This window comes from Streptomyces saintjeani (genome assembly GCF_055409605.1).
The window spans coordinates 8,212,694-8,228,641 of record NZ_CP189624.1; the positions used below are offsets into that span (position 1 = coordinate 8,212,694).

Here is a 15,948-nt window from a genome sequence, read left to right on the forward strand (position 1 = left end):
CCGATGAGTGACTCCATCGAGAAGTACGTTGAAGCGCTGCGGTCGTCGCTGAAGGAGATCGATCGACTGCGCAAGCAGAACGAGCAGCTCGCCACGGCCAAGGTCGAGCCGGTGGCCATCGTGGGGATCGGGTGCCGGTTCCCGGGTGGGGTGTCTTCGCCGTCGGATCTGTGGGATGTGCTGGTCGGCGGGGTGGACGCCATTTCCGGGTTCCCGGTGGATCGGGGCTGGGATCTGACTGACGGTGGTTCCGGCAAGGGCGGCTTTCTCCATGACGCGGCGGAGTTCGACGCGGGGTTCTTCGGGATCTCGCCGCGTGAGGCGTTGGCGATGGATCCGCAGCAGCGGTTGTTGCTGGAGACGGCGTGGGAAGCGCTGGAACGGGCCAGGATCGACCCGCACTCGTTGAAGGGCAGCAAGACCGGCGTGTACGCCGGGCTGATGTACCACGACTACAGCGAACCATTGCGGGCGGCGGCAGATGAAGTAGGAGGAATTCTGGGGATCGGTACCGCAGGAAGTGTGTTGTCGGGGCGGGTCGCGTACACGTTGGGCTTGGAGGGGCCTGCGGTGACGGTGGACACGGCGTGTTCGTCGTCGCTGGTGGCGTTGCATTTGGCCGCGCAGGCGTTGCGGTCCGGGGAGTGCGATCTGGCGTTGGCCGGCGGTGTGACGGTGATGGCCACACCGGGAGCCTTTGCCGAGCAGGGAGGGGTGGCGAGGGACGGCCGGTGCAAGTCCTTCGCCGCGTCGGCCGACGGCACAGGGTGGGCCGAGGGCTCCGCGTTGGTGGTGGTGGAGCGGTTGTCGGACGCTCAGCGCAACGGCCACCAGGTGTTGGCGGTGGTGCGGGGTTCGGCGATCAATCAGGACGGTGCGTCGAACGGGTTGACCGCGCCGAATGGTCCGTCGCAGCAGCGGGTGATCCGTCAGGCGTTGGCCAGTGCTGGGCTGACTGCGGCTGAGGTGGACGTCGTGGAGGCGCACGGTACGGGTACTCGGTTGGGGGACCCGATCGAGGCTCAGGCGCTGCTGGCGACCTATGGGCAGGGTCGGCCGGAGGGTCGTCCGCTGTGGCTGGGGTCGCTGAAGTCCAACATCGGTCACACCCAAGGTGCGGCGGGGGTGGGTGGTGTGATCAAGATGGTGTTGGCGATGCAACACGGGCAGCTGCCCCGCACTTTGCATGTGGGTGAGCCGACGCCTGAGGTGGACTGGTCGTCTGGTGCGGTGGAGTTGTTGACGGAGCAGCGGTCGTGGCCGGTGGTGGATCGGCCGTGGCGGGCGGGGGTGTCCTCGTTCGGGGTCAGCGGTACCAACGCCCACGTGATTCTGGAACAGGCTCCTGAGGTTGAACCGTCCTCCCGTGTGGAGGTGGAGCCGGTGGTGGTGCCGTGGGTGTTGTCGGCGAGGTCGGAGTCGGCGTTGCGGGAGCAGGCGCGGCGGCTTCTGGCACACGTGGAAGCTGATCCGGGACTGGACCCGGTCGATGTGGGTGCGGCGTTGGTGTCGACCCGGGCGAGTCTGGAGCACCGTGCGGTGGTGCTGGGCGCGGGTCGGGATGAGCTGATCGCGGGGCTGGCTGGGTTGGTGGCGGGGGAGCCGGGTGCTGGTGTGGTGGCCGGGCAGGGTTCAGCTGGTGGGCGTGGTGTGGTGTTTGTGTTCCCTGGTCAGGGGTCGCAGTGGGTGGGTATGGCGCAGGGGCTGCTGGTGGCTTCCCCGGTGTTCGCGGAGCGGATGGGTGAGTGTGCTCGGGCGTTGGCGCCGTTCGTGGAGTGGGATCTGCTGGAGGTGTTGGGGGACGAGGAGGCGTTGGGGCGGGTTGATGTGGTGCAGCCGGTGTTGTGGGCGGTGATGGTGTCGTTGGCGCAGGTGTGGCAGTCGCTCGGGGTGACACCGGCTGCGGTGGTGGGGCATTCGCAGGGCGAGATTGCTGCGGCCTGCGTAGCGGGTGGGCTGTCGCTGGCCGATGCGGCCAGGATCGTCGCGGTGCGCAGCCGGATGATCGCCGGGTCTCTGGCGGGGCGGGGCGGGATGGTGTCGGTCGGGCTGCCCCGGGCTGAGGTGGAGTCGTTGATCGTCCGGTGGGAGGGGCGGTTGTCGGTTGCTGCGGTGAACGGTCCTTCGTCGGTGGTGGTGTCGGGCGACCCCGAGGCGCTGGCCGAACTGGTCGTCGCGGGCGGGGCGGAGGGTTTTCGGGCTCGCCGGGTCGAGGTGGACTACGCGTCGCATTCCGCGCACGTGGAGCAGATCGAGGCGGAGCTGGTCGAGGCTCTGGCGGACATCGCGCCGGTGGAAGGGAGTGTCGCGTTCTACTCCACGGTGACGGGTGAGCTGACGGACACGCGTGAGCTGGACGCGGGCTACTGGTACCGCAATCTGCGGGAGACGGTGCGGCTGGCCGACATCACCCGCGCGCTGGCCACAGCCGGCCACGGGACATTCGTAGAGGTCAGCCCCCACCCGGTGCTGACCCCCAGCCTGGAAGAGACCCTGTTCGAGTCCCACCCGGCAGCGGTTGTGACGGGGACGTTGCGCCGGAGCGAGAACGACCCCGAACAACTGCTGGCTGCTGTGGCTCGGTTGCACACTCGTGGTGTCCCGGTGGACTGGGCCGCGATAGTGGGCCAGGGTCCGGCGATCGAGTTGCCGACGTATGCGTTCCAGCGTGAGCGGTACTGGCCGGAGGCGGTGTCCGAGCCCGTGGTGGGGGCGGACGATGAGTTGTGGTCGGTGGTGGTGGGGGCGGATGTGGGGTTGTTGTCGGCGGAGTTGGGGGTCGATGAGCGGGCTTTGGGTGAGGTGGTGCCGGCGTTGGCGGCGTGGCGTGAGCGTCGTCGGGCTGGGTCGGTGGTGGAGGGGTGGCGGTTTGCGGAGAGCTGGAAGCTGTTGCCCGGGGCGTCTGGGGGTGTGTTGTCGGGTGGTTGGCTGGTGGTGGTGCCTGTCGGGTGGGGTGAGGATGCGTGGGTGGCTTCGGTGGTGGGGGCGTTGGGTGCTGGGGTGGTGCGGCTGGAGGTGGCCGGGGACACGGATCGTGCCGAGTTGGCTGGGCGGTTGGCGGATCTGCCTGAGCTGGCTGGGGTGGTGTCGTTGCTGGGTGTGGTCGAGGAGGCGTGTGCGGGGTTCGGTGCTACGCCGGTGGGTCTGGCGGGGACGGTGGGGTTGGTCCAGGCGTTGGGGGACTGTGGGATCGGTGCGCGGGTGTGGTGTGTGACGCGGGGTGCGGTGTCGGTGGGGTCTGGGGATTTGTTGGTGAGTCCGGTGCAGTCGGCGTTGTGGGGTTTGGGGCGGTCTGTGGCGTTGGATCTGCCGGGTCGGTGGGGTGGGTTGGTGGATCTGCCGGTGGTGTTCGATGAGCGGGTGGGTGGGTTGTTGCGGCGGGTCCTGACGGGTGATGAGGATCAGGTCGCGGTGCGGGGGTCGGGTGTGTATGGGCGTCGTCTGGTCCGGGCCGGGGGTGCGGAGGCGGGTGCTGGGGTGCGGCTGAGTGGTTCGGTGCTGATTACGGGTGGGACGGGGGGTCTGGGTGGTCATGTGGCGCGGTGGGTGGTGGCGCGTGGTGCGGAGCATGTCGTACTCGTGAGCCGCCGGGGTGAGCAGGCTCCGGGTGCGTCCGGTCTGCGTGAGGAGCTCATAGCGCTGGGTGCGCGGGTGACGGTGGAGGCGTGTGACGTCGCGGACCGTGAGGCGTTGGCGGCCGTACTCGGCGCGATCCCCGGCGAGTGTCCGCTGACGGCGGTCGTGCACGCGGCCGGGATCGGTGACCATCATGCGCCGGTGGAAGGGCTTGAGTTTGAGCGGCTGGATGCGGTGCTGCGGGCGAAGATGGTGTCTGCGTGGCATCTGCATGAGTTGACGGCGGGGCTGGACCTTGAGGCGTTCGTGTTGTTCTCGTCGGGTGCGGCGAGTTGGGGTGCTGGTGGGCAGGCGGCGTATGCGGCGGCGAATGCCTTCCTGGACGGGCTGGCGGGTTACCGGCATGGCGCGGGGCTTGCCGCGACCTCGGTGGCGTGGGGGTTGTGGGCGGGTCCGGGCATGGGTGCGGCCGACGTTGAGTCTGTGGAGGGGTACAGGCGGCGTGGTGTGCTGGCGATGGAGCCGGAGTTGGCGATGGCGGCTCTGGAGGGGGCGGTGTGCGAGGGTTCGGTGACTCTCACGGTGACGAACACGGACTGGGAGACGTTCGCGCCGAGTTTCACCGTGGAGCGGCCGAGTGCGCTGCTGTCGGGTATTCCGGAAGCGCGCAAGGCACTCGCCCTGCCGGGTGCGGGGACTGGTGGTGAATCGGCGCTGCGGCGCAGGCTGGCCGGGCTGGGGGAGAGGGAACGTACGCGGGCGTTGCTGGATCTGGTGCGGCGGGAAGCTGCGGTCACTCTTGGTTTCGACAATGCTGATGCTCTGCCGCAGGGGCGGGCTTTCCGTGATGTCGGTTTTGATTCGCTGACGGCGGTGGAGCTGCGGAACAAGCTCGCCTCGGCCACGGGGCTTGTGCTGCCTGCAAGCCTGGTCTTCGACTACCCGACCCCGGTCGCGCTGGCTGAGCATCTGGGTTCGGAGTTGCTGGGCACGGTCGAGGCCGTGTCGGCGATGCCGGTGGCCACGGTGGCGGTGGACGAGCCGATCGCCATCGTCGGCATGGGCTGCCGGTTCCCCGGCGGGCTGTCGTCGCCGGAGCAGTTGTGGGATGCGGTGGTGTCCTCGGTTGACGCGATGAGTGAGTTCCCTGCGGATCGCGGCTGGGATCTGGTCGGTGACGGTTTTGCCCGGGTGGGTGGGTTCGTCGAGGATGTGGCGGGGTTCGATGCGGGGTTCTTCGGGATTTCGCCGCGTGAGGCGTTGGCGATGGATCCGCAGCAGCGGTTGTTGCTGGAGACGGCCTGGGAGGCGCTGGAGCGGTCAGGGATCGACCCGAACGCGCTGAAGGGCAGCAAGACCGGGGTGTTCGTAGGCGGGGCAGTTTCGGGATACGAGACCGTAGGCAATGTCTCGGACGAGGCGGACGGATACCGGATCACCGGTGGCGCGAGCAGCGTGTTGTCGGGCCGGATCGCGTACGTGCTGGGGTTGGAAGGGCCTGCGGTGACGGTGGATACGGCGTGTTCGTCGTCGTTGGTGGCGTTGCACTGGGCCGCGCAGGCGCTGCGGTCGGGGGAGTGCGATCTGGCGCTGACCGGTGGTGTGGCGGTGATGGCCACACCGGGCGCCTTTGCCGAGTTCGCCACACAGGGCGTGTTGGCGGGCGATGGCCGCTGCAAGTCCTTCGCCGCGTCGGCCGACGGCACCGGGTGGGGTGAGGGTGCTGGGTTGTTGGTGGTGGAGCGGTTGTCTGATGCCCGGCGTAATGGGCACCGGGTGTTGGCGGTGGTGCGGGGTTCGGCGATCAACCAGGATGGCGCCTCGAACGGGTTGTCGGCGCCGAACGGTCCCTCCCAGCAGCGGGTGATCCGGCAGGCGTTGGCCAGTGCTGGTCTGACCACGGCCGAGGTGGACGTGGTCGAGGCGCATGGCACCGGTACTCGGTTGGGTGACCCGATCGAGGCCCAGGCCCTGCTGGCGACCTACGGACAGGACCGGCCGGAAGACCGTCCACTGTGGCTGGGATCGCTGAAGTCCAACATCGGTCACACCCAGGCGGCTGCCGGTGTCGCCGGTGTGATCAAGATGGTGCTGGCGATGCAACACGGCCAACTGCCCCGGACGTTGCACGTGGACGAGCCGACGCCTGAGGTGGACTGGTCGGCCGGCGCGGTGGAGTTGCTGACCGAACAACAACCGTGGCCGATGGTCGACCGGCCGTGGCGGGCTGGCGTGTCCTCGTTCGGAGTCAGTGGCACCAACGCCCACGTCATCCTCGAACAGGCCCCCGAGCTTGAACCGGCCCCCCGTGCGGAGGCGGAGCCGGTAGTGGTGCCGTGGGTGCTGTCGGCCAAGTCGGAGTCGGCGTTGCGGGACCAGGCACGGCGGCTCGCGGCACACGTGGAAGCTGATCCGGAACTGGACCCGGTCGACGTAGGCGCGGCATTGGTGTCCACCCGGGCCGGACTGGAGCACCGTGCGGTTGTCCTGGGCACGGACAGGGACGAGCTGATCGCGAGGCTGACCGGGCTTGCTACCGGAGAACCGGGCGCCGGGGTAGTGACCGGGGTAGCCGGTCAGAGCACGGCTGGCGGGCGTGATGTGGTGTTCGTGTTCCCCGGCCAGGGCGCACAGTGGGCCGGTATGGCCCAGGAACTGCTGGTGTCCTCACCCGTGTTCGCGGAGCGGATGCGGGAGTGCGCTCAGGCGCTGGCCCCGTTCGTGGAGTGGGATCTGCTGGAGGCGCTGGGGGACGAGGAGGCGCTGGCACGGGTCGAAGTGGTGCAGCCGGTGTTGTGGGCGGTGATGGTGTCGCTGGCGCACGTGTGGCAGTCGCTCGGGGTGACACCGGCCGCGGTGATGGGGCACTCGCAGGGCGAGATCGCGGCGGCCTGCGTGGCGGGCGGACTGTCGTTGACGGACGCCGCCAGGATCATCGCGGTGCGCAGCCGACTGCTCGCCGAGTCCCTGGCCGGGCGGGGCGGAATGGTGTCCGTGCGGCTGCCCCGGGCCGAGGCGGAGTCGTTGATCGCCCGGTGGGAAGGACGGTTGTCGATCGCGGCGGTCAACGGACCCTCGTGGGTGGTGGTCTCCGGCGACGCCGAAGCGGTCACGGAACTGGTCGTCGCGGGCGAGGCGGAGGACTTCCGGACCCGCCGGATGGACACGGACTGCGCGGGACATTCCCCGCAGGTGGACGAGATCAGGGACGAGCTGGTCGAGGCTCTGGCAGACATCGCCCCGATGGAGGGGACGGTCGCGTTCTACTCCACGGTGACTGGTGAACTGACCGACACCCGTGAGCTGGACGCGGAGTACTGGTACCGCAACGCGCGGAAGACGGTACGGCTGGCCGAGACCACCCCGGTGCTGGCCACGGCCGGCTACGAGATGTTCGTAGAGGTCAGCCCCCACCCGGTGCTGACCCCCAGCCTGGAAGAGACCCTGTTCGAGTCCCACCCGGCGGCGGTTGTGACGGGGACCCTGCGCCGGGGCGAGAACGAACCCGAACAACTGCTGACCGCACTGTCCACTCTCCACACCCACGGCGTCCCGGTGGACTGGTCCGCGGTGGTGGGCCAGGACTCGACGGTCGAGCTGCCGACGTATGCCTTCCAGCACCAGCGGTACTGGCCGAGTCCCCGGGCTGTGGCCGGCGATGTACGGGGCGCCGGGTTGACGTCGCTGGGTCATCCGTTGCTGGGTGCGGCGGTGGAGTTGGCCGGTGGTGAGGGTGTGGTGTTCACCAGCCGCCTGTCTTTGGCTTCGCATGACTGGCTGGCCGACCACACGGCACGGGGTGTGGTGTTGCTGGCCGGCACCGCGTTCGTGGAACTGGTAGTGCGGGCTGGTGATGAGGTGGGGTGTGGTGTTCTGGAGGATCTGGCGTTGGAGCGGCCGTTGGTGCTGTCCGAGCGCGGGGCTGTGCAGGTGCAGGTGGTGGTCGGGGCACTGGTGGAGTCGGGTCGTCGTGCGGTGAGTGTGTACTCCCGGCGGGAGGAGGAGGTGGGCTGGACACGGCACGCCAGCGGAACGCTGACTTCCGAGGCAGCGGCGGTGGGTGCGGAGTTGACGGCATGGCCGCCTGCGGGAGCGGAACCGGTGCCGGTGGACGGGTTCTATGAAGCCTTGGCCGAGACAGGCTACGGATACGGCCCGGCCTTCCAGGGGGTACGGACGGTATGGCGGCGGGGCGAGGAGGTCTTCGCCGAAGTGCGGCTGCCGGACGAGGCGGCTGAGCGGGCGGGGGAGTTCGGTATCCACCCGGCGTTGTTCGACGCCGCCCTGCACGCCGCCGCGTTCCTGCCCGCTGGGGGCGAAGGCGGGCTCCCGTTCTCCTGGAGCGGTGTGGCCCTGCACGCATCGGGTGCACGATCACTGCGAGTACGACTGTCGGAGACTGAGGACGGCGGGCTCTGCCTGAACGCGGCTGATGACACCGGCGCCCCAGTGCTGTCGGTGGACTCGCTGACACTGCGACCGTTGCGAGCGGAACTGCTGGAGTCCGGGGCCGAACAGCGCTCGCTGTTCGGCGTGGACTGGATTCTCAAGCCTGCGGTCCCGACCGGGGCCGAGAACTCGCCGCGGTGTGTGGTGGCGGGCGCGGGCGGTCAGGACCTGGCGAAGACGCTGGGAGTGGCCTGGTATCCGGAGCTGTCCGAGTGCCCGGAGACGGATCTGGTTCTCCTGCCTGCGGGCGCTGGTGCGGACGATGGTGATGTGGCTGCGGTGGTGCGTTCTGAGGTGTGCCGGGTGCTGGAGTTGGTGCAGCAGTGGCTGGCTGATGAGCGGGGTGATGCCCGGTTGGTGGTGGTGACCCGGAATGCGGTGTCCACGGGGACGGGTGACCGGGTGGAGGACGTGGCCGGGGTACAGGGGTTGGTGAGGTCGGCGCGGTCCGAGCATCCGGGCCGGTTCGGTCTGGTCGACGTGGACGGCAGCGTCGAATCGTGGCAGTGCCTGCCCGCCGTACTGAGCGGGACAGCCGATGACGAGGACGGGTTCGAGCTGGCGGTGCGGGCCGGGCAGGCATACGCCCCCCGGCTGACGCCGGCGCATACCCGCGAGGTGTTGACGCTGCCGATGGAGACATGGCGGCTGGGGATGGCGGGTCAGGGCAGTGTGGACGATCTGGTGATCGTGCCGTCTCCCGAGGCTGAGGTGCCGTTGGAAGCGGGGCAGGTGAGGATCGGGGTGCGTGCGGCGGGGCTGAACTTCCGCGATGTGCTGAATGTGCTGGGTGTGTATCCGGGTGAGGCGCCGGTGCTGGGTGCGGAGGTCGCCGGTGTGGTGCTGGAGACGGGACCGGGTGTGACCGGTTTCGTCCCGGGGGATCGGGTGATGGGTATGGCGGTCGGCGGGTTCGGCCCGGTCGTGATGGCGGACGCGCGCCTGATAGCACCCATCCCGCAGGGCTGGTCGTTCGCGCAGGCGGCCGGGGTGCCGGTGGTGTTCCTGACGGCGTGGTACGGGCTGCGGGAGACGGGGCGTTTGGCGGCGGGGCAGCGGGTGCTGGTGCATGCCGCGGCCGGCGGTGTGGGAATGGCCGCGGTCCAGCTGGCCCGGCTGTGGGGCGCGGAGGTCTTCGCGACCGCGAGTGAGGGCAAGCAGGACACGGTGTGCGGTCTGGGAGTGGCGCGGGATCACATCGCGTCGTCGAGGACCACGGAGTTCGCCGGCCGGTTCACGGAGATGGACGTGGTCCTCAACAGCCTGGCGGGCGAGTTCGTCGACGCGTCGCTGGGGGTTCTGCGGGAGGGTGGCCGGTTCGTCGAGCTGGGCAAGACCGACATCCGTGACACGGACGCGATAGCCACCACGCACCCCGAAGTGAGCTATCACGCGATCGACCTCGAGATCGACCTGGACGTGGTCGGGGGCATGCTCGCCGAGCTGGCGGAGCTGTTCGAGGCCGGCGTACTGTCCCCCCTGCCTACCCGGACATGGGACGTGCGGCAGAGCCGTGACGCCTTCCGCTACATGGCGCAGGCCCGGCACATGGGCAAGATCGTGCTGACCGTGCCCCAGCAACTGGACCCCGAGGGCACGGTGTTGATCACCGGAGGCACCGGTGGTCTGGGCGGCCTGCTGGCACGGCACCTGGCCGACCGGCACGGCATACGGCACCTGACTCTCGTGTCACGCCAGGGGATCGCCGCGCCGGGAGCGCGGGAGCTGGCCGAGGAACTGACCGCACTGGGCGCCGAGGTGCGGGTGGTGGCGTGCGACGTGTCGGACCCGAACGCCGTCGCCGAACTGGTCGCCGGAGTGCCGCAACAGCACCCGCTCACCGCGGTGATCCACGCGGCGGCTGTGCTGGACGACGGAACGATCACGTCCTTGACCCCGGAACGCATCGACACCGTCATGCGCCCGAAGGCGGACGCGGCCTGGTACCTGCACGAGGCGACCGCCGGACTGGACCTGGCCGCATTCATCCTCTTCTCCAGCTTCTCAGCCACCTCCGGCGCCCCGGGTCAGGGCAACTACGCCGCCGCCAACGCGTTCCTGGACGCGCTGGCGTTGTACCGCCACGTGCATGGCCTCCCGGCCGCGTCGCTGGCCTGGGGCTGGTGGGCCGACACCAGCAGCATGACCGGTCTGGGCCACACCGACCACGCCCGGTTCGGCCGGGCCGGGGTACGTGCGATGCCGGCGGCGGAGGGGCTGGCGTTGTTCGACCTGGCCTGCCGGCGCCCGGAGGCATATCTGGTCCCGGTCGGGCTCGAACTGCCACGGAATGGCGGGTCGGTGCCGCCGTTGCTGCGAGGGTTGGTGGCCGGCGGTCCGGCGCGACCGGTCGCCCGTGCGGGCGTCCAGGACGGCTCCGGCCTGGTCCGGCGACTGGCCGGCCTGACAGCCGCCGACCAGCAGCGACTGCTGCGTGACCTGGTGTGTGGCCACGTCGCCACCGTTCTGGGACACGCCTCCGTGGAAGCCGTCGACCCCGAGAAGGCATTGCGGGACATGGGCTTCGACTCGTTGACGACGGTGGAGTTGCGCAACCGGTTGGCAGCGGCGACAGGTCTGCGGCTCCCCGCGACGCTGGCGTTCGACCACCCGACCGCCTCGCGCCTGGCCACCCACCTGAGGCAGCAGTTGCTGGGCACGGTCGAGGCCGCGCCGGTGACGCCGGTGACGCCGGTGGACGAGCCGATCGCCATCGTAGGGATGGGCTGCCGCTTCCCCGGCGGGGTCGAGAGCCCCGAACAACTGTGGACCCTGCTCACCGGCGGCGTCGACACCATCTCGGCGTTCCCGACACAACGCGGCTGGGACCTGACCGGCGACGGGGCCACCCAGACGGGTGGGTTCCTCAAGGACGTGGCGGGGTTCGACGCGGGGTTCTTCGGGATCTCGCCGCGCGAGGCGCTGGTGATGGATCCGCAGCAGCGTTTGCTGCTGGAGACGGCCTGGGAGGCGCTGGAGCGGTCCGGGATCGACCCGAACGCGCTGAAGGGCAGCAGGACCGGCGTGTTCGTGGGCGGGACAGGTTCGGGGTACGACACGGTCGGGGACGCCGCGGACCAAGTGGACGGATACCTGCTCACCGGTGCCGCGAGCAGCGTGCTGTCGGGCCGGATCGCGTACACGTTGGGCTTGGAAGGGCCTGCGGTGACGGTGGACACGGCGTGCTCGTCGTCGCTGGTGGCACTGCACCTCGCGGCCCAGGCGCTGCGGTCCGGCGAGTGCTCGATGGCGCTGGCCGGTGGCGTGACCGTGATGGCCACACCGGGGGTCTTCATCGCCGGGTCCGCCATGCAGGGCGGTGTGGGGGGCGATGGCCGCTGCAAGGCGTTCTCCGCGACCGCTGATGGGTTCGGGGTCGCGGAAGGCGCCGGGTTGTTGGTGGTGGAGCGGTTGTCGGACGCCCGGCGTAATGGTCATCGGGTGCTGGCGGTGGTGCGGGGTTCGGCGATCAACCAGGACGGCGCGTCGAACGGGCTGACCGCACCGAACGGTCCGTCGCAGCAGCGCGTGATCCGGCAGGCACTGGCCAGCGCCGGTGTGACCACCACCGAGGTGGACGTCGTGGAGGCGCACGGTACGGGTACCCGGCTGGGAGACCCGATCGAGGCCCAGGCCCTGCTGGCCACCTACGGACAGGACCGGCCGGTGGATCGCCCGCTGTGGCTGGGATCGGTCAAATCCAACCTCGGTCACACCCAGGCCGCCGCCGGTGTCGCCGGTGTGATCAAGATGGTGCTGGCGATGCAACACGGCCAACTGCCCCGGACGTTGCACGTGGACGAGCCGACGCCTGAGGTGGACTGGTCGGCGGGTGCGGTGGAGTTGCTGACCGAACAACAACCGTGGCCGGTGGTCGGCCGGCCGTGGCGGGCAGGGGTGTCCTCGTTCGGGATCAGCGGCACCAACGCCCACGTCATCCTCGAACAGGCCCCCGAGCTTGAACCGGCCTCCGATGCGGTGGTGTCGCCGTCGGTGGTGCCGTGGGTGCTGTCGGCGAGGTCGGAGTCGGCGCTGCGGGACCAGGCGCGGCGGCTTCTGGCACACGTGGAAGCTGATCCGGGACTCGACCCGGTGGACGTCGGTGCGGCACTGGTGTCCACCCGGGCGGGTTTCGGGCACCGTGCGGTCGTCCTGGGCACCGACCGGGACGAGCTGATGCGGGGCCTGCGCGGGCTGGCCGCCGGGGAAGCGGGGACCGGTGCGGTCACCGGTGACGGCGCGGGAGGAGCCGGTCGAGTCGTCTTCCTGTTCGCGGGCCAAGGGCCGGGCTCGATCGCCTGGTGTGTGCGGACGGCCCGGGAACTGGCCGCGGAGTTCCCGGTGTTCGCCGAGGCGTTCGACGAAGTACGCGCGCAGTTCGCCGAGTGGCTGCCGGGGTCCCTGGAACCGGTGGCCACCGACGACGAACTCGTCGATCCGGGATGGGCGCGAGCGGCGTTGTTCGCGTTCGAGGTCGCCATGTTCCGGCTGCTGTCGTCGTGGGGCGTCACGCCGGACTATGTCGCCGGGCACTCGACCGGCGAAGCGGTGGCGGCCTACGTGGCGGGAGCGTGGTCGTTGGACGATGCCCGCAGGGTGGTGACCGCCGGGGACGACGGGAACGGGAAGGCGGCTGCCGGGAGCCCGGTGCCCAGGTCTTCGCGGATCGTGCTGGTATCGCTGGAGAGCGGCGAACCCGTGCGGGAGCGGCCGGAGTTCGCCGTAGCGGACACGGAGCGACCGGCACGGTTCGCCGAAGCCGTGGGCTGGTTGCGTGAGCAGGGAGCGACCCGGTTCGTGGAGCTGGGCCCGGACGCGGCGCTGACCGGACTTCGGCCGGACGGCGTGGACGCCGAGTTCGTCGCCATGCAGCGGCAGGACCGGCCTCAGGTGTACGAGGCCATGGCGGCGCTGGCGTTCCTGTACACCCGCGGGGTGACCGTCGACTGGCGGGCGATGTTCGCTCGCTCAGGCGCACGGCGGGTCGAGTTGCCGACGTACGCGTTCCAGCGGGAACGGTTCTGGTCGCTGGCCTCGGGAACGGGCGGGGTGGCCGGTGCGGGCCTGGCCACGGCCGGTCACGCTCTTCTCAGTGCGATGGTGCGGCTGGCCGACCGCGATGAACTGGTGTTCACCAGCCGGTTGTCGCAGGCCACCCACCCGTGGCTGGCTGATCACCGCCTCGGTGCGACAGCTGTTCTGCCGGTGACGGCGCTCGTCGACATAGCGATGCGGGCGGGTGACGAGGCCGGGTGCGCTGTCCTGGAGGAGCTGACCGTCCACGCGCCCCTGGTGGTTCCCGACCACGGCGCGGTTCAGGTGCAGGTCGTGGTCGGCAGCCCCGACGAGGAGGGCAGGCGCCCGATCGCTGTGTACTCGCGCCCGGAGAACACGGACGACGAGTGGCTTTCGTACGCCACCGGTCTGCTCGCCGCGCTGGGCGGCGAGCCCGGGTGGACCGAGCGGACCTGGCCGCCGGCGGACGCCCGGCCGGTACCGGTCGAGGACGCCTACGACATGCTCGCCGAGCGTGGGTACCGGTACGGGCCGGTGTTCCAGGGACTGCGAGCGGTGTGGCGCCGGGCCGACGTGGTGTTCGCCGAGGTCGCCCTGCCGCAACGGGCGACCGGGGAGTCCGCCCGGTTCGGCGTTCACCCGGCCTTGCTGGACGCGGCCCTGCACCCGCTGCTGATCGCGTCCGAGGACATCCGGCTGCCGTCGACGTGGACGAATGTCTCGCTCCACACCACGGGCACGACCGCGTTGCGGGTCGCCCTGACCCCGGCAGGCGACGGCGACGGGTACCGGCTCGACGTGGCCGACGAAGTCGGCAACACCGTGGCGACGGCCCAGATCTCACGGTGGGAGCGGGTGTCCACCGAAGCCCTCGCGGGGAAGCGGGGCGACGAGGACGACCTCCTGCGGGTGGAGTGGGCGCCGGCCGGATCTCTGGAGGACACCGGGGAACACGAGGATTCGGTGGCGCTGCTCGGTGAAGTGAGCGGGGAGCTCTCGGAGGCGGGATTCCTGCGGTTCGGCGATATCACCGAGGCCGCCCTGTCCTACGAGCCCTGGGACATCCTGGTCGCCGAATCGCCTGCGGACGGTGAGCTGCCGTCCGTGGCGCATCGGGCGGTACGGCACGTGCTGACCCGGCTCCAGGAGTGGGTCACCCGGGACGACCTGCCCGACAACCGGCTGGTGGTGGTCACCCGGGGGGCCGTCGCCGCGAGCGAGGGCGAGGCCGTGGTGGATCTCGCGGGTGCGGCGGTATGGGGACTGGTGCGGTCGGCCCAGTCGGAGCACCCGGACCGGATCACCCTGGTGGACATCCCCGATGGCGGGTCGGTGCCGTGGGCGCGCATAGCCGCAGCCGCCGCGATCGAGCCGCAGCTGGCGGTGCGTGACGGTGAGCTGTTGGTGCCCCGGCTGGTCCGGACGACCGGCGGTGGGACGGTCCGGCCGGCGCCGGCCGGACGGGGCACTGTGCTGGTGACCGGGGGCACGGGCGCGTTGGGAGCACTGTTCGCCCGGCATCTGGTCACCCGCCATGGCGTACGGCACCTGGTTCTGGCCAGCCGTCGCGGGGCCGAGGCGCCGCAGGCGGACGTGCTGCGGGAAACGCTGGCCGAGCTGGGCGCACAGGTGGAGTTCGTCGCATGCGACGTGGCGGACCGCGAGTCGGTCGCCCAACTGCTGGCCGGGATCGGCGAGGAGCACCCGCTGGTCGGGGTGGTGCACGCGGCCGGAGCACTGGACGACGGGGTGGTCACGTCCTTGACCGGTGAACGGGTCACCGAGGTCCTGCGGCCGAAGGCCGACGGAGCCTGGCACCTGCACGAGCTCACCCAGCATCTGGATCTGGACCTGTTCGTCCTGTTCTCCTCGGTGTCGGGAGTCCTGGGCATCCCGGGACAAGCCAACTACGCGGCGGCGAACGCGTTCCTGGACGGCCTGGCCGAGCACCGCCGGGCACGCGCCCTGCCCGCCGTCTCCCTGGCCTGGGGTCTGTTCGACGACACCGCCGCAGCGGCCAAGCAGTTGGGGCTGCGGCCGATCACCACCGAGACGGCGGTCCGGCTGTTCGACCAGGCGTTGCCCGACGGTCCGGCGGCGGTCGTCCCCGCGCCGCTGGATCTGGGCCGCCTCGGACAGGAAGCCGTCCGGGTGCCCGCGCTGTTGCGTTCCCTGCTGCCGGCTCGGGCGCCCCGGGGCACCGGTGCCGAGGCCGGTGCCGAGGAGTCGCTGACCGAGCGGCTGGCCGGGATGCCCAGGAGCGAGGCCGAGCAGTACGTGCGGGATCTGGTGCGCCGCGAGACGGCGACGGCATTGGGGTACGCCAGTGCCGGCGAGGTCGCGCCGGAGGTCTCCTTCCGGGACGCCGGGTTCGACTCGCTGGCAGCGGTGCGGTTCCGCAACCAGCTGGTCGACAAGACCGGCCTGGCCCTGCCCACCACGCTGGTGTTCGACCACACCTCGCCCGCCGTCCTCGCCGACCACCTCGTCGGCCGGCTGGTCGTCACCGGGGAGAGTCCCGAACAGGCTGTGCTGGCCGAGTTGGACAGGCTGGAAGCGGTACTGATGTCCCTGCCGGCGGGACCGGGTGCCGACGGGCACCCCGAGACCGAAGCGATCGCTTCCCGGCTCGACGCGGTGGTGTCGCGATGGCGAACCGCGTTCCGCCCCAGCGGCACCGACGACCACGCCGAGACGGTGACCAGGCTTCAGGACGCGACCGAGGAGGAGGTTCTCGACTTCATCGACCGGCAGTTCCGTCGCGACGAACGGTAGGAGTCCAGCGTTCCGCCGAGGGGCCGACACCTGCCAGGTCCCCCCGACCGGCGGGGGGTACCCCGCCGTGTGGCTGGAGCTTGTGCGCGTCGGACGGCCGGCGGTTCCGGGGGCTTTAGGGTCGGTGCGACA

The 15,948-nt window shown here is 70.4% G+C and carries 1 protein-coding gene; it reads left to right on the forward strand.

Features of this window, described 5'->3' with window-relative positions; all coding sequences use genetic code 11:
• Positions 1-3 precede the first annotated feature (3 nt).
• Positions 4-15,816: a type I polyketide synthase gene (locus tag ACQCO7_RS36765; protein WP_464075862.1), complete on the forward strand. Its 15,813-nt coding sequence runs from the start codon at positions 4-6 to the stop codon at positions 15,814-15,816.
• The last annotated feature ends 132 nt before the right edge of the window (positions 15,817-15,948 follow it).

Bases quoted from the DNA above. Each gene is read 5' to 3' on its own strand.
- ACQCO7_RS36765 (WP_464075862.1), top strand. From the start codon at position 4: ATGAGTGACTCCATCGAGAAGTACGTTGAAGCGCTGCGGTCGTCGCTG.